At 44.1% G+C, this 26199-nt stretch carries 12 protein-coding genes; 3 read left to right on the top strand and 9 right to left on the bottom strand.

What is annotated here, in order from left to right; translation table 11 throughout:
- Positions 1-56 precede the first annotated feature (56 nt).
- The 9 genes from DX130_RS03195 to DX130_RS03150 all read right to left on the bottom strand — a co-directional run bounded on the left by DX130_RS03195 (position 57) and on the right by DX130_RS03150 (position 18095).
- Positions 57-2315, bottom strand: a complete 2259-nt coding sequence (locus tag DX130_RS03195; protein WP_116042778.1) for a dynamin family protein — start codon at positions 2313-2315, stop codon at positions 57-59.
- Entirely contained in the window at positions 2312-4513 is a 2202-nt protein-coding gene (locus DX130_RS03190) for a dynamin family protein (protein WP_116042776.1), read from the bottom strand. The genes DX130_RS03195 and DX130_RS03190 overlap by 4 nt, the downstream gene beginning before the upstream one ends.
- 355 nt (positions 4514-4868) lie before the next feature.
- A complete protein-coding gene (locus DX130_RS03185; RefSeq protein ID WP_116042775.1) occupies positions 4869-5288 on the bottom strand; it encodes a hypothetical protein in 420 nt (139 codons plus the stop codon).
- A gap of 108 nt (positions 5289-5396) precedes the next feature.
- Positions 5397-5795 carry a hypothetical protein gene (locus DX130_RS03180; protein WP_116042773.1) on the bottom strand — a complete coding sequence of 133 codons (399 nt, stop codon included), beginning with the start codon at positions 5793-5795 and terminating at the stop codon, positions 5397-5399.
- A 76-nt stretch (positions 5796-5871) separates the two neighbouring features.
- Positions 5872-8412 carry a DEAD/DEAH box helicase gene (locus DX130_RS03175; protein WP_240644460.1) on the bottom strand — a complete coding sequence of 847 codons (2541 nt, stop codon included), beginning with the start codon at positions 8410-8412 and terminating at the stop codon, positions 5872-5874.
- Positions 8413-8634: 222 nt separating this feature from the next.
- Positions 8635-11325: a DEAD/DEAH box helicase gene (locus DX130_RS03170; RefSeq protein ID WP_116042769.1), complete on the bottom strand. Its 2691-nt coding sequence runs from the start codon at positions 11323-11325 to the stop codon at positions 8635-8637.
- Positions 11326-12057: 732 nt separating this feature from the next.
- On the bottom strand, positions 12058-13245 hold the full coding sequence (locus DX130_RS03160; RefSeq protein WP_116042766.1) for a GIY-YIG nuclease family protein: 1188 nt from the start codon (positions 13243-13245) through the stop codon (positions 12058-12060).
- Positions 13246-15318 carry a pseudomurein-binding repeat-containing protein gene (locus DX130_RS03155; protein ID WP_116042764.1) on the bottom strand — a complete coding sequence of 691 codons (2073 nt, stop codon included), beginning with the start codon at positions 15316-15318 and terminating at the stop codon, positions 13246-13248.
- Positions 15315-18095: a class I SAM-dependent DNA methyltransferase gene (locus DX130_RS03150; protein ID WP_116042762.1), complete on the bottom strand. Its 2781-nt coding sequence runs from the start codon at positions 18093-18095 to the stop codon at positions 15315-15317. The genes DX130_RS03155 and DX130_RS03150 overlap by 4 nt, the downstream gene beginning before the upstream one ends.
- A 534-nt stretch (positions 18096-18629) precedes the next feature.
- On the opposite strand from DX130_RS03150, the gene DX130_RS03145 reads away from it, so the two are divergent.
- Genes DX130_RS03145 through DX130_RS03135 form a run of 3 tightly spaced genes read left to right on the top strand, consistent with a single transcriptional unit; the run spans position 18630 to position 26189 of the window.
- Positions 18630-19805: a restriction endonuclease-related protein gene (locus DX130_RS03145; RefSeq protein WP_116042760.1), complete on the top strand. Its 1176-nt coding sequence runs from the start codon at positions 18630-18632 to the stop codon at positions 19803-19805.
- Positions 19806-23372, top strand: coding sequence for a hypothetical protein (locus tag DX130_RS03140; RefSeq protein WP_116042758.1), 3567 nt, complete (start codon positions 19806-19808; stop codon positions 23370-23372).
- 21 nt (positions 23373-23393) lie between these two features.
- Complete coding sequence (locus tag DX130_RS03135) at positions 23394-26189, top strand: DUF3962 domain-containing protein (protein ID WP_116042756.1); 2796 nt, start codon at positions 23394-23396, stop codon at positions 26187-26189.
- Positions 26190-26199: the final 10 nt, after the last annotated feature.

Here is a 26199-nt window from a genome sequence, read left to right as displayed (position 1 = left end):
GCTTCTCCTTGATCGGTCGTATTTTTCTCCTGTGTACCTGGGAAACATTTCTCAAATCACGCTAGTTGAGCCTGGAGTACTTGTAGCTCCTTGGTTTTTCCGCTTAACTCACCATGTAGTTCACTGAGCAGTTCTAGCAGCTCATCCTGTTTCTGCTTATTGAAATGAATGAGCGCCTCATGATCCTGAATACGGGCACTCATCTCGACTATCTCTTGGTCGTGTTGACGAATATGCATATCAAAAGCGTAATTTACCATCTGCTCTCCATGCAGTGACGTAATGATGCTATCGTAAGAGCGGATCACCTGATGGCCTGCCGTGGTGATCACGTTCTCGATCTCACGGGTCAGCATCTTAAGCTGATCCTCGTTGATCTGCATCATTTCCCTCGTAATATCGTTACGAAGCTGCTTGTAATTCTCTTTCAACTGGATCTCCTTCTGTTCTGCAATAAGTATGTGTCGCTGTGCCTCTTCTGACGAGATACCGGGTGCCTTCTTTCGGATATCCAGCTCCTTCATCATAGCATCGTATTTATGCTCAAGGGCTAGCAGTGTTTCCTGCAGCGACTTCCGGTCCTCGTTCCTTACCTTGACAGTCACTTCCTCTGGTCCCACGAGCTTATTCTTGAACCATCCAAAAATGCCCTCTCGATCGCGCTTCTGCAGTTCCTCAGCATACTGCGGGGTCTCGTTAAACTGGTGCATCGTCAATTTGTAGCGGGTTTGATGCAGATCTTCCTCCCGCTGCCTACGTTGCTCCAGCAGCTCGTTATGATGATACGCTGAGACCGTCTCAGTAAACTCATCCTGCCGGCTTTGGGCCGCAGCGATCTCCTGCAAAACCTCTTTCTGCTCCTGCTTCAGCCGCTCCAGCTCAGCGCTCTCCCGTTGCTTAAACGACCTTAATTCCAGTTGACGCCCGATCTCCCCTTGCCAGACGCCAAGCTGCCCGCCCAGTTCATCGTCAAAGCGGTCGGTATATTTAAGCACCAACGTGGCCAAACGCTCCTTAAAGCGCTCTTGGGCCTGCTCAACGCAGCCAGTATAAGCAGTACGTATATGACTTAAAATTTGCTCCCGGAATTCTTCGTAATCGTCAATGTGCTGAATGTGCAACTCCCGCTTCAGGTCAACGGTCACCGCTTGAACATCCGCCTCAAAATCCGACCGGAAGTTATCCTTCAGGGCTCGTAGCTCCAAATGCAAGCGCTCCTTCTCATCAGTCAACGCCATCCGGCGGGTTTCAATCTGCTGCTGCAGCCGCTTGATGCTATCCCGTGTCTCTTCCACGTTCAGCTCGCCACGAAGCAATTGCATCTTTTCTCCCAAACCATTCAGTAACTTCTCGTAAAAGAGTGACATACGCAGCAGAGGCTGGACCAACATCTCGCGCGCTTTCTCACCTTGTGTCAAGTACGTCCACAGTTTTTCCTCGAAGTTTCCATACAGGAAGGCGTCTGCCCGTTCCTTCTCAGTAGCCAGCTCACCTCCAATGCGCTGATAAAGCGCTTTGGCCGCACTAATGGGATACACTTTGGCGTAGCCTGACTTCACCTCGAAATAATCGTTATATTGCAGCTTACCTTCGATGGACGCCACGACAGATTCGAGCGACTGCTCAGAAATATCCACCTCATCGCAGCGGTTTGCCACGAAGAAAATACGGTCTAGCGATTTCTGGATCTCTGAAATGAACATAAACTCCGTGCGCGTCGCAGCATGATTGATATTGAACAGAAATATGCTCGCGTTAGACACCGCGATCTGCTTGCGAGTAATCTCATCATGCTTCTTATGTAAGCTCTGCATGCCGGGCGTATCCACGACGACGACACCGTCTTCTAAATAAGGAGATTCCACATAGAGATCAACATGGCTGATCTCTTCAACGACCGAGAATAGTGTACTCATCTCCGTCACGTACTGCTCCAGCTGCTGGGACGGCACCCGCTCACTGCGGCCATCCTCGAAGAAAACGATCGCTTCCTCCACCCCATGCGGGTTTTCATTGACATGTCGTATGTAGTTAATCGTCGCCGTTGTCGGCTGCGCCTTGCTTGGCAAAACCTTCCGGCCAATCAACGCATTGATGAAGGTAGATTTCCCTGTACTGAACTCACCGACCACCACTATCTCAAAACGTCCCAGAGCTAGATTATTCCTAAGCTGCTGCAGCTCCTGTACATCCTGACGGACATCCAGATGAGCCGCCAACCGGTTAGTTACCTGCTGTGCAAAAAGCAGCTGCTCCTGCAGCACCTTCTTCACGGCCTCCAGTTTATCCCGAAATTGCTGTCTTGATGTAATCATAAACGGACTTCCCCCTCCTGAATAGCGGCTATATCCATGATCATGCGATCCATGAGCCGCTGCTCTTCCGCTTCCCGGCTTTCCTTTATATACTCACAAATCTGATCTCGAACTGAGGCTCTATCCTCCTGAAGTATCTTCTGACAAGTCTCGACTGTGAACAATGCCGTTTCTTCCAGATGGTGCTTCGCTTTGGTATTTATGAGATTGGCATGCTGCCGATAGGATCGCTGTAATCCTGGAATGAGTTCCTCTAGCACCTTTTCGTCCATCTGCTGACGCACTTGCTCCGTCTCTCGCTTCAGTCGAACAGCCGTAACCTTCGTGCTGCTAATACGCTTCTGAAGTTGCTCCGACTCCTTGCTCAGATGCTGCTCGGAGGCACGATAGCGCCTCTCATGCTCCTGAATTCGCGCCTTCCATTGCCGCTGATTACTGTCGTCCGTACGGGTGACTTCCTTCTTTTTCTTGCCGAAAAAAAAGTCTCTCAGCCCAAAACCGGTAATCGAATCTCGGGATACTTCCACTTCCTCAGTCCACCGATCAACGGAAGGCATCGATCCTTCCTTCTTTACCGCCAACTCATAGTCAGCAGAAATCTTCGAGATATCCTTTTGCATTTTCTGCAAATCCCGCTCCATCTCGGGCAACTCCGCACCAAGCTTCTGTTCCTCCTGCTCCTTCTTCGCCATCTGCTGATGCATCTGTTTGAGCTGATTGAACTGCTCGCGATATCCCCCGATTACCATCCGATTGAAGGTTACTGTGTGCTTCTCCAACGACTCGATCAGAGGCGCGAAGTTTCGCGAAGGCGTTACCCCAAGCTCGAATTGTAGCAACAGCTCAATGATTTCTCGATTTCTTCCAGGGACGGAGGCCGATATGCGATCCAAATCCTGATCGATCAACCCTGCAAATGAAGCATAAGTATAAACAAACCGCTCCTCTGTCACCTGATCATATCTGTTAATTCGCTCTTCCATCCGTTCAAATAACACCGTCCCGTTTCCTCCTGTCTGCTGATAAATGTTCCGCAGATCGTGGCTTAGCTCCTGAGCATTTTTAAGCGTGAGCGTTGAAAAAGGCTGATACACGGCAATGACCCATTCCTTCATCTTTTCGTCAAGCTCGGCTAGCAGCTGCTCTTTGTCCATTGCTATATAATCACGGACGCTGTGTTCCAGCTCTCGATACTTGCTACCCATCTGTAGTATCTGCCGTTTCACCTGCAGGTTGAGCCGCTCCTGCCGCTCCTTCAGCCTGCTCTCCATCTCCTTCTGTTGCTCCCTCAACTCTTCCTCGAGCTGTGTGACGGCTCGCTCCAGATTGTATAGATGGTCACTGACCAATCCGGACTGTGCACAGTATTCAAGAAGTCTCCGCTCGAAGTGATCGAACCCACTCGCTTGAAGCTTCGAATTATCCCCGGAAAGTTTAGCCTCCAACGCTTGCGAAGACGACACGCCCCATATCGTAGGCAGCTCGTCCAGCCGAAATATCGACTGCAGGTGGGCTGCGACTAACTTCAGCAGCTCTGGGCGTTCCTCATGACTGACCCGATCCAATTGATTAACGACAAAAAACACGCGTTCCTGGTATCTTCTAATATATTCTATTAAATCGCTGTCGTACGCTGTTATCCCACGATCTGACATCATGAAGACCATTGCCGAAGCGCTTTGGATTTCTTCCTTCGTAGCATCGAACAGATGTGGTGTCATCCCGTTACCTCCCGGCGTATCCACGAAACAGATCGGTTCCGAAGTTACCGCCAGCGGGTAATAAATCTCAACTAATCGAATTTCACCATGCCTGTCCTGCGTGCCATATAGCGTAGTGGCGTCCACCAGCAGCGAATTCTGAATGCTAAGCCGCCCTACCTCTATCTCACCGTTCCGGTGATGTACGTGAATCGTATCTGCAAGCGCGTGCTCCGGCGCCACAGGGTAGACCCGGGTCGCACAGGAGGTCGTCTCACCTGAACGAGAGATAAGCACCTTGTTGCCCATCAGCGCATTCAGAAACATCGATTTTCCGGACGAGAAGTGCCCTGCCACTACCACCTTGTAAAGTGGATCAGATAGTTTCTTCTTTAATGCCTCCAACTGCAGTGCTAGTATCGGGTCGATAACGGCCATTGCGCTCATCTCCTGCAGACGCTGCCTCAGCCTGTCCATCCGCTGGTTATTCGTGTCCATGCCTACCCTCCCTCAAGCAGTGGCAAGCTTTGCCGACCTGCTTATGATGTAATCGTTTAAGAAACTCTACTGGCTACCACTCATTTTTGAGTAGTTAATCATCAACTCTTTATATGTCTTCGACATTGTTCTTCCCCTAACATAATTGCTGGTTCATTCGAAATAGCTATTAGGTTAGGGGAAGAAGTGTCTCTATTATTGCTTTTAAAGTAGTAGATCGAGAGATTGAGCCATAAATCAAAAGCCTTATTCAGAAGGTATCTTTCCCCCTGCAGGAATAAAGAGGTCTATGTTATAGGGGCTCAGTATATTTGTTTCTGGTAGCCCGAGCTTATCCTTCATTTTTTTAATCCCTTCAAGCCCATTCTTCCTTTGTCTTAGGTCCTTTCACAGAGTGATCTCCAATGAAGTAGACAAAAACCAGATAGGCCTTAACCTTATGATTTCTTAGGTAATAGAGATGTGCCAATCTATTACAATATTGATAATAAACATTTGCCCAGTTTGATTCCGAAGCCACACCTAAATAATCCTTAAGTTCTTGAAGAGATTTATTTATCAAACTCAATGAGGAGGAGGACCTTGCCTTAGTACCGCCGGATTTAAGTTCAGCTAAATTTGACTTTGCCTCTACCAAAATAACATCATTCCCTTTAGCCTGTTTGATACGTCCTAGATCATCCCATTGAGGGCCACCTTTCGGCCAGAATGACTTCAACGATAGATAGTCTATACCTAACCGATTTAAGAAATCTTGATCTTTATACTCCGCCATATTATCATTGCTAAGTGGCGAAACCCACTCTATATTCTGTAGTTCGGGTGGATCGGCTACACTAAGTTGGACAGAAAAAATAAGGGCTTGTAGAATAAACTTATCATGCTAAGGAAATACAACAGTGTACTTTGAGTCATTCATCCAACCTGCCAAGCGGTAAAGCGGGTTTGCAAATAAACAAAGCCTTCTCCAATTGTCCAAATTATGTGGAGGATTCATCATTAGTTTTTTATAAATGGATAGAGCGAAATCCGGATGAACTTCGATGGGGGAGAGATTTCTCCAATTTGGCTCTAGAAGCTCAAGAGCCTCATCAATATTTTTCTCACCTAACCGTCGTTTGTGATGTAGTAAAGACAATAGATCCTGATCTTCATCATCAAGAAAACCTACCATGGCATTCTCATTGCTCTCGATGAAGAACAACCACCCATTCTTGGAATCCTTCTCTACACGAAGAGCTATGCTTCCGCCTTCAGCACCGATACGTAAAATGGTCTCCATGACACCCTCCCATTCTCCAGGAAATAGATTGTCTCGTACATTTCAAATTTTGTATCGTGAAGAAAGTTCAAAATATTTATCCTTTCTTCCAAGATTTTTGTAGATAGTCGATTAATATCAAAGCACCGATTTTATGCAGCGGCTCATTCTGCCGCTCACAATGAAACAACTGAATACAAGATGGGCAACCATTCGAACATCCACAGCTGCTAATGATTTGCTTTGCTTTATCCAATAATACTCCGAACTTCTCGGCCACAACTTCAACTATTCCTGAGCCTCCTCCAGCCTGACTGTCATAGAAGAACATTCCAGGCATCCCGAACAGAGCTGAGCCGGAGTAAAAGGAGGTATGCTGAAAATCAGCCATACTGCACCTTACAATGGCTGGAATCGCCGATGCTAATGCATGTTCAACTGCATGTAGGCTCCCCTCGAACAGGTCCTCAAAGTTAACAAGTTCACGTTCCTGCAGTTCCTTAAGAAGTCCCCGGATTGCGTTCTTTCCTTCTTGATCCCACATCAACCAAAAGGCTTCCGTCTGAAAACTAACTGGATAAGTATTCGTTAACTGAACCGTTTCGGGGGGCATCGCGCCGTGATTATACACTTTTTTATATCCAAAGGTGCTGCGTTTCACGATAATATTTCCGATGTTGGCCTTAATCTCGTCATCACTAGAAGTTAGAGAATTGGTAATGTCATGAATCTCAATGCTGTCACGTACAATTCCCCTAGTATGATAATCCGCTCTCACTGGCTCTACAGCGACCTTCCGCTGTTTGTTATTAACCCACTTTACTTTATAAAATGTGCGATTATCAGGACCGAGAAATACGGCGTCAACGTGATAGTCCCGAATTAAGGATCGCCCATCCACACTCTGAAACAAGATATCTTCGTTCCAACCATTCTTGGTTACTACCGTATAGGTGTCCCCCATGGTTATTAAGGTTTGATATCGTGGCGGCTCACCTTGATAGATAAGCTTTCCATCGATTTGCTGCCACTGATCATTTGTCTCTGCGACTATCTTGCGAAGAGCCGATGAACGCACGTAATTCATAGCATTGATAACTGTTCCCCCCTGCTCGTGAGCCGCATAGACGAGATGCTCCTTCAGAAGCCTTGGATTCGTCGTATTAATAGCGGCTGATTCTGGTTGGAGCTTAAAGAATTCCTTAGGATGGCGGGCAAAATACTGCTGTAACGGTTCTTCTTGTACCATCATGATGACCACACCGTCTCTGCTGCGACCCACTCGACCAGCTTGCTGCCAAAATGATGCTTGCGATCCTGGATATCCAAGTAGAATACAAACATCTAGGCATTTTACATCAATACCCACCTCTAGAGCACTAGTAGTGACAACTCCTAAAATCTCGCCTTGCTCGAGTTTTCGGATGGTCCGTTCTTTGACTTCCTGAGTGAGGTAAGCATGGTACGGCAGAAATAACTCTTGTCGCTCATCTGTTACTAGTTCTCCATGTTCATGAAGATGTGTTCGCACGATCATATTTAATTCACGACTAAGAAGCTGGGCTTGCCCGCGACTGCTCGAGAAAATGATGCTTCTTGGCCAGCGCCCGCCCTTGTATACAGTGCGCAGAATCTCATATAGATCAGATACCGTTGCTCTTTTTTTCTGCTCATCATCAGAGAGACCTGGATTCCACATTAAAATATCTTTTTTCTTCACGGGTGTTTGTGCACTGGATATCTCATGAAACCCCTTAAGTCCCCGCTTTCCGGTTAATTCCTCGACCAAGTATTTTGGATTGGCAATTGTAGCTGAGCAGGCAATAAACTGAATATCTTTGTTTCCCAGCCGATCACACAGCATTCTTAGTCTGCGAAGGACCATTGATACTTTGGAGCCTAACAAACCTGAGTATTGATGCAGCTCATCAATGACGACATAACGAAGATTTTTGAGAAATCGCAGCAACTGAGGCCCTTTCCCTGTTTGTGAACTTACACCTTGAAGAATTAAATGTAGATAATGTACATTTGTCAACCAATAACGTCCTTCGGAGAACACTAAGCTGGATGCTTGGTCTTTTCTCATGTGTTCGGGAACGTTACGCTGCCCATGGAGAATGCCTGCGGATATCTGTTGTCCGTTTACTGCGAAACGGGAGAAACCATTTACTGAGAAGTTGTTCGCCGCCTGTTCATCCGCAGGATCAGCCCATTTCTGCAAATGAGAATACTGGTCCTCTACTAATGCTTTGAACGGAGCTAAATAAAGCGCACATGCATCCGAATTGGCAACTAGTTGCTCCATGATGGGAATATTGTAGGCAAGAGACTTCCCTGATGCTGTCTTTGTACATATGACAACATTCCGTCCCTGGCGAATATTTTGGATAGCCTCTCCTTGATGCTGATATAACTTCTCTATCCCCATGACATTTAGCTTGCTTTGCATCCACTTTGGCATTGTGATTTGATCTGCAAAAACTCCCTGCTCAGCGTTAATCTCATGAGCGTATACATCGCTACGAATACGTTTACCGAGTTCAAATAAGTCACGGACAAGATTTTCACTATCAAAAGCATGGAGCAGAGGAAATCTTCTATCAACAATCATTTCCACCTCTTCTAAAGTCAACATGCCATCCAAGATCGAACTCCCATCGTCGTAGCAATAAACACCGGTGTCATGAATCTTGAACTCCATGTTGGCTTCAATGGGACGCCACTCAGAGATTCGTATACCATTTGCACGTTGATGAATCTCTCGGTAATAGCCCTGAGGATCTGCTTTATAACTAATTTGAACGAAATCTCCGTAAGGCTTATGGCCTCCGCAAGTTGAGCAGATTACAGGCATGTGTCATTCGTTCCCTTCAAGCAAAGTCTTCAGCAGTCTTTTAGCCCCCGGTTTAAACAAATCGATATTTCCTTTACCAGGGAGCTGTACGCAGCTAGGACACCCCTCAGCACATGGACAGCTTTGAATAAGCTCTAGCGCTTTGTGTATGACTTTAGAGATATTCTCATAAATAGCTTCAATGGTCCCAAGACCAGAACCGTTCTCACCATAAAAGCCTATTACAAGTCTACTGGCGAATGCTGTCATTCCGCTTGCTGAAAAGCCAGTAAAATCATTCGTATCACAAATAATCATATCTGGGATAACCGAGGTCATCGCGTGTCCTGCAGCGTGTAGGGATGCCTCAGCCAATGCATCAACTGGTCTGCTCTCATTTGCCCATTCCTGGACGTTGTTCTTTAAATGCGCCCATTGCGAGTCCGATAAAGTTAGCCACATCCCTTCCGGAGCAAATCTCGTTACATAGGGATGTTCCAGTTGAACCTGCTCAGAATCGTGCTTTTGCCCAAAATAAACCTTCTTATAACCGAACACACTTCTTTTAATTTCAAGTTCACCATAAGCCATGTTTATTCCGTTCATGTCCTGCTTTTGATACGTCTGTAGAATATCAATGGCATCGCGATAAGTAGACTGAGTATGATAGGTTAATTCCTGGATGGGAAGAAGAATGATTTCTCCTTTCCTGCGATTTATTGAATCGACCCTGTAGGCACGGTCACCGGGAGTCCAATATATAGCCCCTTCATGAAAATCTCGAAATGCGCTCCATTCGTCCAAACCGTCCACTACCACTTGGTTTTGCCCCCGAATCGTTACACTGTAATTTTGCCCCGATATCGAGCGAAGACCAAATTTCTTATCCGTAACAGCCTCCTCATCTGCTGCTGACGCCGAAGCTACTTGGAGTAAGGAACGGACATAATCTTCATGCAAAGAAGGAAACATGTGCTGTAAGTCAACTGCCGTTACTTCCCGACCTATCTCTTCTTTCAGTAATGGAAGATGAAGAGACAGCAGTTTGTAATTAGTGGGATTAATTCTTACCACTTCTGGCGCCTTATGAATAAATTCAAGAGGATTTCGCATGTAATATTGTTGTAGTGGATCGTCCTGCCAGATTAGAATGGCAACCCCCTCACCTTTGCGTCCAACACGTCCTATCTGCTGGGAAAAAGCTGCCTTAGACCCTGGATATCCAACTAGAACGGCTAGGCTCAAATCCCCAATATCGATTCCGACTTCCAGTGCATTCGTCGTTATAATGACATGAATATCATGAGACTTTAGTCGATCAATAATTCTTTTACGAGTCTCATTGGGCAAAATCCCCGTATAGAAGGCTGCTAGTTTCTCTCCTTCTACTTTATCCTTAGATAATCGTAGAGGTTGACGCAGCACGTCCTTGATATATCGAGTGAACACCATCGTTTGACTACGAGAAGGTTGAAAAATAATGCTCTTGATTACCTTCTGATCAACGGTCATAATCTGTTTGGCCATCGTAATTGCATCGGTTGTTGGTGCACGGCGCACTTGTTCGCCGGTAGACATCCCAGGATTCCAGAGTACAATATCTTTCTTCTGATGAGCTGAGCCATCAGTGTTGATGAGGACAAAACCCTCAAGTCCGGTAAGATCCTCAGCTAATCTTTCTGGGTTTTCAATCGTGGCCGAGCTTGTAATCAATTGGATATTATGTGTATTTCCAAGTTCTCGACAAACCTTAAGAAGACGTCGAAGTACGAGAGCGACGTGACTTCCAAATGTACCGCGGTACATGTGCATCTCGTCGAGCACAATAAATTTGAGATTCCGAAGATAGTTCCGAATGTGCTGACCCGATGCATATTTCAACTTCTGCACCTGTCCGAGAATGGAGTAATGAATCATATCCGGGTTCGTCATCCATACCTGGGCATTCTCCATAATACGTTGCCTTGGCCCATTCTCTGTATCTCCATCTAATCGACCGATATGAATGGTACGATCCACCAAGTCCAATTGCATTTCAAACCACTCATCCAAAGAGGACTGATCTGAAGTTGGGCCCCTGCCAAAGCGTTTGATTTGATCCAACTGATCATTAGCAAGTGCTTTTGTTGGAAATATGTACAACGCCCGATCAATAGGATGATTATATAGATGACTTAAGATCGGCAAGTTGTAGGACAATGTCTTTCCGGATGACGTAGAAGTAACCAAAACCACATTAGATCCTGATTGCACTGCATCTACTGCTTGCGCTTGATGGATATACAACTGCTCGATCCCCATACGAAGCAATGCTTCTCTGATAGGTTCAGGGGTGGATTCAGGAATTTCCGCAAAAATGGGGGCTTTCGCCGGTAACGTATGTACATAAATCTCGGCAGTTTCTTCTTCGGCCAGCTTTTTCAGCCTTTCCAATACGTCGTCGGATGAAAATTCTTGGCTAACTACGCCTGGTATCCGCGTATCCTCGCAAAGCGAAATCTCCTCGTTCTCCAATGGAACGATAGCGCAACAGGCTGGGCAATAGATTCCTTCCTCCAATCCACCGGAATTATCTTTCACAGGAGTCCAATCTGAGCATTTTATTCCGGTTGGAGAATACTCAAGCGTTCGTTGTTCCCCTTTCTGACTGATCTTATGAGAAAGTTGAACTGCTTTAAGCATATTCGAGCATTCAGAACATTTGAGAAATGCCATCCTAACCCCTCCACACTATCATTGTTAATTTAATTTAATCATATTGATTAGTCCGCTGAATGTCATGGAATGTATGTTCCTATAGATTTTTTTCCTTTCTTGTTATTTCGACAAACTGATCTTTTAGTCCTGTACGATAACAAAAATGCAAAAAGAAAAAGACAACCGTAGTCGTCTCCTTAGGTTTGATATAGATTAGTTCTAATTGCAATTGCTCATTTTGGACAGATGTATGATTTTGAATTTTCGTCCCCATTCCTTCCCCAATTGCAAAATAGGCGATATCTTGCAGCGACATCTTCTCCATATAAAACAAAGAAATTTGATGATTATAATATGGTGAAGCTTAGGGAGATCGAACCTATGACCTCATCGCTTCCAATTCAGAGTCAGGTCCCAGCGTTAAATTTTCATTATATAGAACATAGGTTAGAAGCATGAATTTACGTGCTTTATATACATTTATGTGCTATATAAAGGACATAATTAAATTATAAAATGGTCATACCTAACAGTTGTGACCACTAAGTGACCATTCAGATATATTTAAAGAACTACTCACAGATTTAAAACAAAACTTCTTTTAGAATTAATTATAAAGTTAGGGTTTAAGTAATGTTGTAAATTGCATAAACCGATTTGAAGACTGCCAGAAAAGAGCCATAGAAACTTTCCAAGACTCCTTCTGTGTTTAACTCTTTTCTCAAAAATTTTTTAGACTATTTTAAGACTTTAACTTTCTTCCCTGCTTATCAAACTGGCTGTACCAGGATCATATGCCACATTTGTAATCGAGCCATTTAGTATCCGATTCACCACCTCATCGATTACGTGCAGCGGAACAAGGAACCATTCCTGCGGTCTTACGGGGTGGCCGAAGCGATCATTGATGGTAAGCTCGAGCTGAGCTGGTGCAAAAACACGATGAAAAACCCCCTCGAGTTTCCTTCGGTTGATATTAGCCAGTTTATAGGTGGCTACGACTTCAACATCCGCCAACAGAAAGGTTGACTCATGCGCTGCATTTGCGATACGCGTTTCCACTTCTCCACCAGTTACACCAATCTTATGAATTAGCTCGCGATGCTCCGATACGAAGGGGTTATCAGACAAACTGCGAAGAACGTAGATTGTACCACTTTCAATATCATCTTCATCCCAGTTCTGGCTGAACAAAGGTCCTAATTCAGGATCTGTCAAGCGGCGTCCAGCTTCGTCTTTGTATAAGGCGCGTTGCAAGGACCTGAGTAAGAGATTACTTTCCGTACCGTTCGAATAGATAACTCTAAGCCGCGCGTCAGGATGACCATTTGGTGCTCTGAATTCATCACCCTTCTCAGCCACATAAACAAGTTGGCCACCTAATATAAAGAAGTCACCAGTGCTGACACTCGCATCCTTACCGAATGGCCTCGATTGACGAATATCTAATTTCAGTTCACTCTCTACCTTCTCAAATAGTGGTCGGAATTGATCGAAGTCTTCACACTTTTGACGATTGGCGATTTCTTCGGCCACCCGTATTTCGGTTTGGGAGCGGACATGGCGCAGTTTTGTAATGCTTGAAGAACCCAATGTACCTTCCAGTTCGGCGAGTAATTCATCATCATTCATTGGCTCCGTGGGGTGAACCGTTGTAATTTCATATCCATTTAGTAAACCTTGGTTATCTAGAGATACAAGAAGAGCCCGGCATTCTTCCTGCTCACGTAGTCCATCGAGTCGCACTGCGTACAGTCTCTCAAAGATGTCTTTGTCTTCACCATGCTGTGGAGCACGACCAAACTGCTCGAAAAATCTCTGAATTTCCTCAAATCCAGCGATAATGCGTTCCTCACGTGATGTATGAGGACTAGTTTTCACTACTTCTTGGTCCAGACCAAGCGCTTCAAGTAGTTCTTCATCAGAAAGCTTAGACACTTATTTCCCCTCCGCTGCCTTCTTTTGTGCATGATGATGTTGGAATGCTGCTATACCTTCAGCCATGCGCTTCTCCCATGGATCTTGTGCATGTATTTCTGGTAGTCGCCCGCGCTCCTTCTTGAATCTCAGTGCCCGTTCAGCAAGCTCTTTGGCCTCCTCGTAGGAAATACTTACCCGCTTGGCTGCAATAACAGCCGCAACCTGTTTCAGACTGTCTTCGCTTAACGACTTGGCGAGAATCGCATATGCCTGGCTGAAAGGATTAATACGGTCGATAAGATCAATGTCCAGTTCACGCACGTCCATTACGAACTTGCGTACACCGTCGATTAGGGCAGTGTTAGCTGCCGGTTCGTTGCTGCCCCCAGTGCCGCTAAGCATAGTTTGTTTGGCCTGTTGCGCAAAGTTGAGGGCAGCGATAGCGTACTGACGTACCGCTTCCTGATCCTCCATAACGAGTTCGGGGTACTTTTCCTTAATAATCTTCCCCATCCGAACCTGAGTCAGCTCCTCTGGCACCATCTCACTGTCAAATAAACCGCGCTCAATTGTGTTCTTGTCCTGAACGAAAGTCGCAATAACTTCATTCAAATCCTCTCGACATATGCGCACAGCTTCCTCACTCTTAGGTTCGTAGAGGCCCTTGATCTCGATCTGCAATTGTCCGGTTTCAGGATTGAAGCCTACATTACACTTTTCTGGGTCATAACCATCGTCACCATAGTCAAACCCATGCACTGGACCATTTTCTGGATTCTTCGACTTGAACTCAAAACGAGGAGAAAGTACCTGCTCCATTAATAAGCTGGCAGCAATAGCTTTTAAAGTATCGTTTACTGCCTCGATAACAGCCTGTTCGGAGGCGTCAGGTTCGGCAATCAGATTAGTAAATCGAGCACGGGTTTTACCTGGTGCGTCACGGGTAGCACGGCCGATGATTTGCACGATCTCAGTGAGACTCGCCCGATATCCAACCGTCAGTGCATGCTCACACCAAATCCAGTCAAAGCCTTCCTTTGCCATACCGAGGGCGATGATGATGTCTACATGGTCTCGGTTGTTCTTTTGAACAGGATCTTTCAACGCGGTGGAAACCCGATCACGCTTAGTCGGGTCGTCATCCACTAGATCGGCTATCCGCAGAATTTGGCCATCTGACGTCTTGACTAGCTGGAAGCCGGTGATAGCATCAGTCCCCTGCCATTCCCCCAACTCTTCTATGATGTGTTCTACCTCTCTGATCTTATCCTTGGTACTCTCGCGTGAATTCACGTTTGGTATATGAATGATGGTCTTTTCAGTCGGGTTAAGCACCTTGAGGATATCTTCGGTATATGAGCCGGAGTAAAAGAAATAGCTGATGTCGAGTTGCTTCAGATATTCGTAGCCATTGAGTTGCTCGTAATAAGTGTAGGTAACGACATCAAACTTCGACTCATCTTGAGGGGCCAACACTGCCTCAGCATCGCCACGGAAGTAGGAACCAGTCATAGCCACCATATGAACGCGATCACGGGCGATGAACTGCCCGAGATGCAGACCTAGTTTGTTGTCTGGGTTGGCTGAAACGTGATGAAACTCATCCACGGCGATTAGCCTGTTGTCAAACGCCTCAATTCCGTACTCGTCGACAGCAAACCGGAATGTAGCGTGAGTACAAACCAATACCTTGTCATTACTCTCGAGGAACGCGCCAACGGACTTAACCTTACCACCATTATCCGAGCCTGGAGCATTACATAAATTCCATTTGGGCTCTACACTCCAATCGGCCCAAAAGCCAAATTGGCTTAACGGCTCATCGTTGAAACTCGAACCGATCGATTTTTCTGGCACCACAATGATCGCCTGCATGAGTCCTTGATTGTGTAGTTTGTCGAGGGCGATGAACATTAGCGCCCGGCTCTTGCCAGATGCCGGCGGCGACTTTATAAGTAGATACGGCTCACCACGCCGCTCATAGACGCGTTCCTGCATAATTCGCATTCCCATGGCATTGGACTTGTTCGAACTTCCGCTACGAGCGTAGGATACAGAAATGGTGGGAATAGATTTATTTCCGTATGTCATAGGCTTGCCTCCTTCTTGGCTTTCTTAACCGGATTGGTAGGTGTCGTCATCTTGTTGTAAAGTTCAAACAATTTCTCTAGCCGTTCCGTATCATTGCGAAAACGGCGGCCAATATAGATGCGTTCCAGTACTTCATCGTTACGCTCATGCGCCTCACGCAAGTTGGAAGGCATGTTGTCTGGGTCATAGAGGTCGGCAATCGTCGCCGGGAAGTTCACCTCTCGTGCTAGCAGGATATCCTCTGCACATCGAATGAGATCTATCTTGTTTTTCTCGGTCAGTAAGGGAACCGGAAACGTATTCCACCCCATCGTGTTAGAATATCGGAAGTCGGTTTTTAACTTTCCACAGATGGTTGCTACCCACACCAGATGAAGACGTGACGCTATCAAGGCCATATTCCATAGGGGGGCATTGAACAGCGCAAAAGCAAGATTACTTACTATCGTACCCTCAGACGCAAGTCCTACAGGAAGATACTCACGACTCTCCGAAGAAACACTCGGAACAATTGTTAAAATTTCATTGCCATTCTGTCGAACCTCACCAAATCGGTATGGTCGGTCTGCCAATGTGACTGTTGCTTTTTTACGACTATCAAGCCGCATCAAACGAACCTTTTCGATTCGCTGTCGAAGTGAGGGAATCGACATTGCTTCATTAACTTGCCTTTCATCAATCCAAAGACAATAGCGCTCCAAGTCTCGAATAAACTCGGCGGAACCGAAAATGCGTCGTACAAATTTTTTTCGCTGCTCCATTGTAATACCTAGGCTCTTCACTTCATCGCGTGTGAGCAGCAAATGTCCGCCATCCGTCGGTTGACTGCCTTTCATCATGATATCTAATCCATTAATTTGGGTTGATTGCTTTTCTACCCAAACGTCAGGTCCTGCAACCAGATAAGCGTTGATATGCTCGACCTCTCTGACTATCGCTCTACCGTCGTCTGCAATTGAAAACAACCGCTTTGCGTTCACACGACGATTCGAAATCCCGACAATAACGACTGTGACACCAGCGTTGTGACTTGCTAGATTCGCCCATTTAAAGCTATTATAGGCGAACGCAATTTCGTACCCAGTTTTCATAATTAACGGCCAAAGTATAGGAACCTGTTGTCCCTGACAGATGGAGTTAGTGGATACAAATGCCGCAGATGAATTGGTCTCTGCACCATAATCAGCCGCCTTTATAAACCAACCAGCAACGTAATCGAGTGATCTCCAGTTGCTAGTACGGGCCTCAAAGAGCGATTGCAAGTCAAACTTTTGCATATCCGACTGTCCTTGACTCCCAAGATAAGGCGGATTCCCGCAGATGTACGTCTCTCCACCCTCATTTTCGAAGCTGATTTCCGCCTGATCCAATGGTGTGCTGAAAAGATCATCTGCATGTAGCTTCACCCCTGTTCCAGTAGGCGGGCAGATGCTAAGCCAATTTAATCGGAGAGCATTCCCACAGGTGATCCAGTTGTCGGATGAGAGCGGTAAAAAATCAGCTAAAGCCAATGTTGGTCCTCGATAAAGCACATCGCACTGGTATTCAGCAATAATGAGTGCGAGACGCGCAATTTCAGCTGAAAAGTCACGCAGTTCAATGCCACGGAAGTTGGTCAACGGTATGTCACTCTCACGCCCGTGTTCGTCGCGTAACTCGTTGATAGTGTTTTCAATCTCCCTCAACTGCTTGTAAGCTATAACCAGAAAGTTACCTGAGCCGCAGGCTGGATCAAAAACCCGAATTCTCGATAGACGCTTGCGCAGATTAAGTAACATACGAGGGTTATCCCCAGAAACTTCAAGCTGCGCTCTCAAATCATCCAAGAACAGAGGATTGAGTAACTTCAGAATGTTTGGCACACTCGTATAGTGCATACCTAGTGCACCACGTTCCTCATCGTCCGTCACCGCCTGTATCATCGAACCAAAAATATCTGGATTGATCTTCCTCCAGTCCAAGCCACCAATGTGAAGCAGGTAGGAACGTGCGATCTTGCTAAACCTTGGCGCTTCTACATTACCCGAGAAGAGTCCCCCGTTTACATAAGGAAATACATCAGCCCAGCGTGGCATTTTTGCTTTTTCGCGGTCAAGATCCTTTGTGTTCATGGAGCGAAAAATTTCGCTCATTACTTCATGCACATTCGAGGCATCATGCGCGCTCATCTGCTCGATGGTTTCAGTGAACAAACGATCTTTGTAAAAAATTCCAGTATCTTCAGCAAAAAAGCAGAAGATAAGACGAGCCATGAAATGGTTCATTTCGTGACGCCTTTCAGTAGATCCCCACTGCGGATTGTCTTTCAAAAGCTCTATATAGAGCTTGTTTAAGCGGCTCGTAGCTCTAATATCGAAAGAACTATCACGAAGTTGCTTTACAGTCGTGATCCCAGCAAGTGTTAGAAAAAAGCCAAAGTGATTAGGGAAATCCTGATAGGCACAGACTATCGTTTCGCCTGACTCAAGATCCTCTGCCTGAAACTCTATCCCGTCAGTGGCAAGGATGTAACGTGCTTTTGCTCTGGTCGTTGCCCGGCTATCTTTTAGTGCTACAAGGGTCTCACTAACTTCGCCAAGTTGAGCAACCACAATATGAATATTATTCGTCTGTAGTACGCCGCATAAGTCCGACTTATTTGATTCACCAAAGCGCAAACGCTTAATAGTCGTCTCTTTGTTCCCGAACGCCCGAAGAAATGCGAATGGAAATTCTTCCTTGTCAAAAGGTTGAATCGCCAAATCAGACACTGCTGCTTCAATTTCTATTGGATTCATGACAGAACTTCTCCTGATAATTTCTATTTTAGATTACATATTTCTCTACCTAAATCGAAGTTTAGCATGATGGACCATGATGTCAAGTAAACCTCATTAATTGAAAAAACGTTAGTGGTGCTTTTCAATATGGTCGGTGTAATTAAGCAAAAATTATACCAACGCTACCGTTATAAATGACACCAACGAGAAAATGTCGATTTGTTGCAGAAAGGTGCAATTTAATATTGCCCTAAGATTCGCAACACGCACCAATATTATAATTGAAGAAGTAAAGTGATGCTAAGAATTATCCGATTTTAAATGTACATGGGTAATGTTAGCATACGAGCTTTATCATAAGTTTCCCAATACTCCTGAAACATAGTTCACTTATTACCTACATCGAGCCATAGAACATATGTTTCATGACAACCTATTGTCAATTTGTTTTGTTATCGTATTTGTATCAGTTGAAAATTACTGAAATTGTAGGAATTTACAATTATACCTCGAAATATTGTTATAGATCTAAGAAATGGGGGTAAAGCCCAATTGTCCAATGACCTCTCTCTTCAGTCGTCTTTCCTTGCCCTTGTCAAACAATGTATCGATCTTGAATCATGGATCGACGCTCATAATGCCGACCCTCGTACTCGATTGCATCATGAATTCATGCATAACTTCTCTGCTTCATGTAAATCGTTCATAAAAGAAGCTTACGAGAATGAACACTATACTCCTTCAACGGAATTTGCACTTATCGGTTTCTTGAAAAAACCAGTCACTGAACTCGGTTCTGATGCCATTTCACAACTTGTCTCCGGTGCACCTTTACCAGTCATAGACCCCAGTAATAATAGAGTCCACCCTATCTGGTATGAGCTTTTGAAAGAACGAGAGGCCTACGACTCTGAAGGAGCCATTCGCTATTCTCAACTTATGAAATGCATTATTGGCTTGCCGGTTGCAATCAGTTATAAAGTCCATCATGCTTTTATCGCTCTACGAGATATTCTGAGTTCTTCAGATCGCCCCATGATTTGGGAAGTCCATGAAGTTGAGGATATGCTTGAACCATTCCAACAAATTGCTGGAGTTGCTGACAATTTACGATTTCTTTTCACACCTATCCCTTCTCATCACCAAGAAATCACGCTCTGTCCTCATTGCGGAGGGTCAATGAATTACTCTCAAGATACTTACCACTGCATTCATTGGCGCTGTCAACACAACATAGATGTTTTCCGCATAAATAAAGAACCTTTTCAACAAATAATCCGTGGCAAAACGAGATATTTAACCCTTTCCAACTATGCACATCGCTATATCCGTATCCCAGGCATCGAAGAGCGCCGTATTGCGTCACAGATTAATCTAGAGGAAGAAATGATCTCGTTACAACTAAATCCAGATTTTGACCGCGTAGATTTGTTGTATGAAATGGATGGTGAACCGTTTATTCAGGCTGACATAAAAGATTATTTAAACCCGTTCATTTTGGGAGAAGACTTGGCACAACAAAATTTCCTTCGTAAAAAAGGAGAGCTGGAAAAGACTTATATCGTTGTCCCTTCCGATACGATTCGGCAATCGGGACATACCGATTATATAAGAATTGTGCAGCAGATCCTATCACCTGATATCTTGGAGCATCTTGAAATTGTATCAGAGTATAAGTGGTATCAGGTTGTTCGAAACAGCTTGGCACTCTGGGTCTCAAGGGGGTAGATGATTACAATGCGCTACGAAAAAGGAATGGTCAAACAATTTAATCGTGTAGTTGAGACCTTACTCGATAAAGAAGGAGCCATCTATGTCCCTGATCATACCGGTGAAAAGGAACGAACTGCCGCCGTTAAGCAATGGTCGCGAATAGCACTTGATGTAGAATTTATTTTGACTGTTGCTTCTGCATTAAAGTATCGACCAGCAACTCATGAGGTCTGGACCATATTAACGGGTCATAACGTATTTGGCCAACAATTTCTCAGCACTTGGAAACTTGAATTACTCGAAAGTCTTCGACAACGATTCGGAGATACTTACGGGCGCGAGAAAACTTGGAAAGAATGTCTTACATTTTATTCAAAACTATCTCCCGAGTACCGTTTATTCTCCTTATACGAATCAGAATTCCAAATTCAAAGACCATCCATTGATTGGCTGCGAAATGAAGTTGTAGGTGTAGAGAGAAAGTATACGCAACTCTACAATGAGTTAACTAATCTTGAATCGTTTAAAAACAGAGTACCATATCATTCTCATTCCGCAGGAAGGCTTATCAGGAGAAATCCGAGGCTCTGGGCTATTATCAAGCTATTAACCAAGTACCCTGCCTCCTCTATTCCCGAAGTCCGTTCAATTGTTCCTGGTGATTATGTAGTAAAAAGGAAGAAATACGATAGCTATGAGAATCTTTTCTCTTTCTATTTCAGTCCCGAACAAATGAAACTTGCGGCTGCAGATGAACATTTCCCAACCCTATCCCAAAAAATCCGTAAAGAACGCTTAGGAAGACGTGTATCTGAAAGCGAGAGAACAGACCTCGCTCAAGAAATGGGAGTGAAATGGCAGCTTCAGGCTAAACGGACACAAGTCCAAGATATCTATTATTCAGAAGGAATTCAGCATGTTGTAGGAGGCGTTGGAACTGGAAAGAACTCCCTGATCGAAGAAGAATTATTCCGTATCTTCAGAAAGGAATCCCTATCCATTCAAGCTGGATACATGCTTAGCACCGTCTCACGTGCACTTGATGCTCACGAAGTGTTGACTGGGTTCGGTATACCTAGTACGGCCATAATTGGGACACGAGATCGCTCAAAGCACAACTCCGATTATATGATGAAAAAAATTAAAGGATGTAAGTCTATTGGTGAACTCGATGCCTTTGCCGAAACTCAAGCCGTTGCAAGTGACTCATGTTTGCTTCTTGTAAGGTTTGGTGACAGATTTCAAGGAATAAAGCGCAATACCCTTCCTTGTCAAAACTATGACCTAAAGGTAACTTGCTACCCATCACATGATAGTCAAGATGAAATTGATGAACCTAAGGAAAAACGCGAACCCATTTGTCCTTACTTTACTTCTTGTGGCATGATGAAGGGTTTTAGACAAATGACAAAACCCGGTGTATGGATCACAACGCCCTATACATTCCATAGCACACATGCTCCTCGCATGTTGACAAATAGAAGAACCTCTATCGGGGAAGCAATGTTTAATAACCTTGACCTATTATTCATTGATGAAGTCGATGAGACTATGGGCATATTTGATAGTTTCTGTGCAGAAGAGATAACATTATCCGGAGATGCCAACGCGCCACTACCACGTTTGCAAACCATTTTCTCAGAACTTGGATTTAATCGACAAGATAAAATGAGCCAACAAGCTTTCTCCTCCATGGTTATGGGAACGCTAGACACGATCAAGCAAATTCATGTATTCAATCGATTCTTACAAATGAATAAGCCATTTATTGAAGGTTTGTCCAGAAATACATTCAGTCTCTTTCAGTCAGCGAACCAATTCCACAGCTTTTTTACATGGCGTGAAGAGAATGAAGGTACTGCATCGCTTCGTTATTTTCTAACACTGCTTGATGATGAATCTATTCACTCTCAGCCTGTATCCGTTCCAGAAAAGTTAGCACAACAGTTTCTCGATTTGATGAAAGATATCCCGCCCATCAGTTCCGATGAAAACGATATGGACCGCTTAGACGAATTAGAACAATCCTATTTAAAGATTTTGCTTGATGAAGAAACCGAATGGTTCGGCTCGGTATCCGTAAATCTTCGCCGAAAAACGAAAGAACTGTCCGCTTATAAAAGATCATGGCTATACTTAGTATTTCTATCTCATCTACATGCTTTTGAAAAGCATATCAGACAATTGGTTCACGCCTACCCATTCATCAAAGAGGATATCCCCTTTGATGAGTCTTTCGTTTCGTTCTTTGGTCCCCGTAGTTCTCTAATGAAATTATTACCGAAACCTTCAACGGGGGTTAGTTTGGGCTACCGAATCGTAAAGAAGAGTAAAAATAGTGGGTACGAAATTCGAGCAACCCGTTACCATGGAAACACTAGATTATTACTGACTGAAATGAATGCTCGGATGAAATCCATAAAACCTAAAAGGATTTTACAGGATCAGCAACTTGTGAGAATTGAAGGGCCTTCTATCATTGCACTCTCTGGCACATCCGTCGCTGATGAAAGTCCTCATCATCATTTGCCGATTCGAGTTTCGCAGACATTGAAAACAAGTAGCCCAGCACCTGTTATAGAAACATTCCTATCTTACGTTCCGGACACGACAGAATATGGAACTTTGGCCTATGTCAGCGGGCAGTATAACCAGGAACGAAAAAGAGCGCTACAAAAAATTACAAATTACCACCTTCCCTTATTCGAGAACGAATTAACTCACCATGAAAACAACGATGAGCCAAGGAAAGTACTAATCGTGGTTGCCAGTTATGAAGATGGATTAGTGGTGGCTGAGACTATGAATCAGGCGCACGCATGGGACAAGCGGTTTTGTTGTGTAGTACGGCCACCCGAAGCTGCCGAATACAGCTATCCCTTTCCGACCATCCTGCGTACGGAAATAGAGGATATCCCTGATTATGGACATGACGTCGTCATAGCTCCTATTGATGTAATCTCACGAGGGTATAATATCGTTCAACGTGAGCCCGGCAGGACGCACCGCTCCTATTTTGGTTCGATCTGTTTGTTTATCCGTCCTTATTACAACGTTGATGATCCAATAAATCACTTTATTTTAATGCACCAAAAAGAGAAGCAATATAGAGATGAATTGCTCCAACAAGGACTCCAGTACGAAACTTATATAAGACGGTTAAGACAGAAAACCCAAGGATTCATGCGTGGCCTAGCCGGCAAACCCTTATATGCAAACCTTTTGACAGAAAAAGAACTAAGTGATTTGTGTTGGATGACTTTTGTGAAAGTGCAGCAGGTTATCGGAAGGCTTCTTAGGGGGGATACATCGGCAAGGCTCATCATATGTGATGCGAAAATGACAGGAATCAGAAGTGATCAAAGCTTCCATCAAGAAGACAATACAGAGTTTAACATTGAAGGAGGAAGTTCGAATGTGCCCTCTTCACAAACTGAAATAAGCATGATTGATGTATGGAAAATGAACCTCGAAAAGTTGCAGCGAAACAATGTCTACACTTCACTATACGGCCCTTTTTTAAACAGTCTTTTCAATATTAAGGAGTATCAATATTCACAATTGCTGCTGTCTAACAAATAGGAAAATTGAAAGGAGAATTCCATGTCTAGCCCTACCGAAGTGACAGTTACTCCTCATTCCATACAGAATCGTTATGCAGAATGGTTACAGCATCATAACCAATCTCAAGCACTTCAACCATATCAAATGGAAGTATCACTGGATCATTTGGAGCTTACTGAATGTTATATGCTTGTTTTTCCAGTGCACTATTGCAAGAGGATCGAAGAGCGGTTGAAGGAAGTAAATGATAACCAATGGAATCAAGAATTCCAAAACGTTCGTTGGTCTTCGCTTCGCAAAATGATTATGTTAGACCATGGCGTGAGCTTTTTCAGTGAGTACTCAAAACGTGATAAGCGATTTCGAGTATTTGCTGAAGAAATGGTTCCGCTGCAGCAAATAATAAGAACACTACGTGAATGGCATTTGCAGGAACTGAAGGAGCCGTTAGGCGATCTGGATTTGGGAGGTTGGGAATGGATCCAGATTTCGATCAGCGAGGAGATGATCCAGCATCGCGCTTATGGTTTTTTACCGAGCTTACTTCACCGCTTATTTTGCCGGCAAGAACATGTAATAGACGGAATGAATGGCAATAAACCACTTCGTTTCCACCATGTAATAAAAGACACAGCAAGCACAAGTGTCCTCTCTGAGCCTGTCTGGGTCGAATGTTATTTAGGCCCTGCTGGAAAAGCAGAGAAAATAGCAAAACGCGTATTTGGTGATTCTTCACTTACAAGATTTATTAAGAAGAAAAACAATTATTTCATAGAGCTTCCCATTTCATATGAACTCCAGACATCCTTGATAACGAAACCATTTCATCCCGGTTCTTTCTTTATCAATTTTTCAGTTTCTCTAAAACGTTACGCATATTGGGATGTTCATAACGATTTACAATATAACGGAAGTGCAAGCATACTCATTCAGATGCCCTCACGATATGAAGACCATAACTGCTCGATCATGGCGGAAACAAAACTCACAAAGAAAGGAGGAGCATTTAATTTAAGGACGGAGACCGAGTATGAGATAATTCGACGATTTGATAGAGAGAGTGGCAAGGTTACCTTCGAATCTTTCCTTGCGTTGCCATACGATCATATGAGGAATGATCGTGATGCTGAGTACCGCTTATTTATCACTTATAACACACAATATTTAGAACCCTCAAATATGCCTATACAAGCAGGTATCGGTTTACAGGAAAGACACAAAGCTTTTTTAACTTTCGCTGATCATTTCAAAATGAAAATAATTGAAACGCATACAGGTAACTCAGCAACGAAGCTGCGGCTCAACAGAGAAACACTCCCCTACTCACCGTTTATTGAGACCACAGAATGTCACATTGACATATGGGATCATGAGGAGAAAATGCTCTTTAACAACGCTATTTCCTACTGGATTCAAATGCATTTACTCAAAGATAACAAGACCTACTCAGTTGAGGATTGGTCAGAAGCAATTCAAAGTGAGCTGCTGTTCGCAAATGCCGAAGCAAAGAAAAAAAACGTAAGCATCCATTATCACTCAGCAAACGTCAACTCTCACTTTTCCGTAGTTCTCTCATTGAAGGAATTTGCAAACCGTATTAAAAGAACTAAAGATCCTTTCATTGCGAGTGTTTCAATTGATGACACCTATACAATCGTTGATTTCATTCTAGCTCAGCATCATTTATCCGTCCATTTCCGGTTTCAGACACAAGGTAACATTACCGCGGCGATGATTACGGAGGAAAGTACTCGTTATGGCCGTATAGTACCAATCGTGGGACAAGAAACAAAGATGGAACGCACAACCGAAATACAGACAATTCTTCAAGAACGTAATACGAACCGCATAGCGCTTATTCACATTCCACCCTATCATTTAATGGAACGTAGTCTTCGCGTCGGTGATCCTAAAGATTTGATACGACAGGAATTCCTTAATGCCGGTATATTAACTCAATTTATTAATAACATTGATCAAAGAAACCCAGAATTCCGTTTACGTAGTGCTGTGATGGACTTGTTTAAACATAATGGTTTCTACCCGAAGAAGTTATTTGAGAATGGTTGGAATGAGAATGAAATATGGCTCGGCGTATTTTCAGTTAAAGGTATACGGGAGAACATTAGTCATGTAGTTATGACGCGCATTGAATATGGGAAGCCTCCATTATTTACTCTACTAAATGATTCTACAATCGGGGAAACCTCCACTATTTGGCTCGAGACTACCGACTTCCTTATCTTTTTGCGAAGCAAGACGAGCAGAAGCTCTGCTACTCAGCAAACCATCGGAACTAATTGTAAGGGAGCAATTGAGGATCTCATCAGCGCTGACAAGGATATTTTCGCGGTGTTTGATTATAACTTGCGTTTTTCAACATTTCCATTTTTGAGAAATGATTCACTTTCGCATCAGTATAAACCATTAGGTATTACACGCGACAATGTTCATTTTTTCCGATATAACGACAGCGATGAAGTGCCTAATGCTGATGTAATTGGGATAAACAGAAAAACTGGAGCAATAGAAATTACACTCCAATCAGGATTCTATTGGGATGTCAGCGAGTCTTTGTTCTACAGCATGGCTGCGAAAAGTGATTCCATGAAGCTTGAGAATCAATTAATGAAAGAAGATTATCCAGATACATGGATCGCTAAGCCGAATGCAAGAGAGATGATTGTATTAGGAGAGCCCGACAGCGAAAGAAGAAAAGCCTTGTGCAAAAAGCTTCATATTATGCGGAATTGTCTTACGACCTTTACTAAAGAAGCTGCAGATCCACTGCCTTTCATGTACAAAACGATGATTGAGAAGTATCTTGGACACTAACCTAATAACA

The sequence above is a fragment of the Paenibacillus paeoniae genome, from assembly GCF_003388735.1.
GTDB lineage: Bacteria > Bacillota > Bacilli > Paenibacillales > Paenibacillaceae > Pristimantibacillus > Pristimantibacillus paeoniae.
This window is presented reverse-complemented; position numbering and strand designations above follow the sequence as displayed.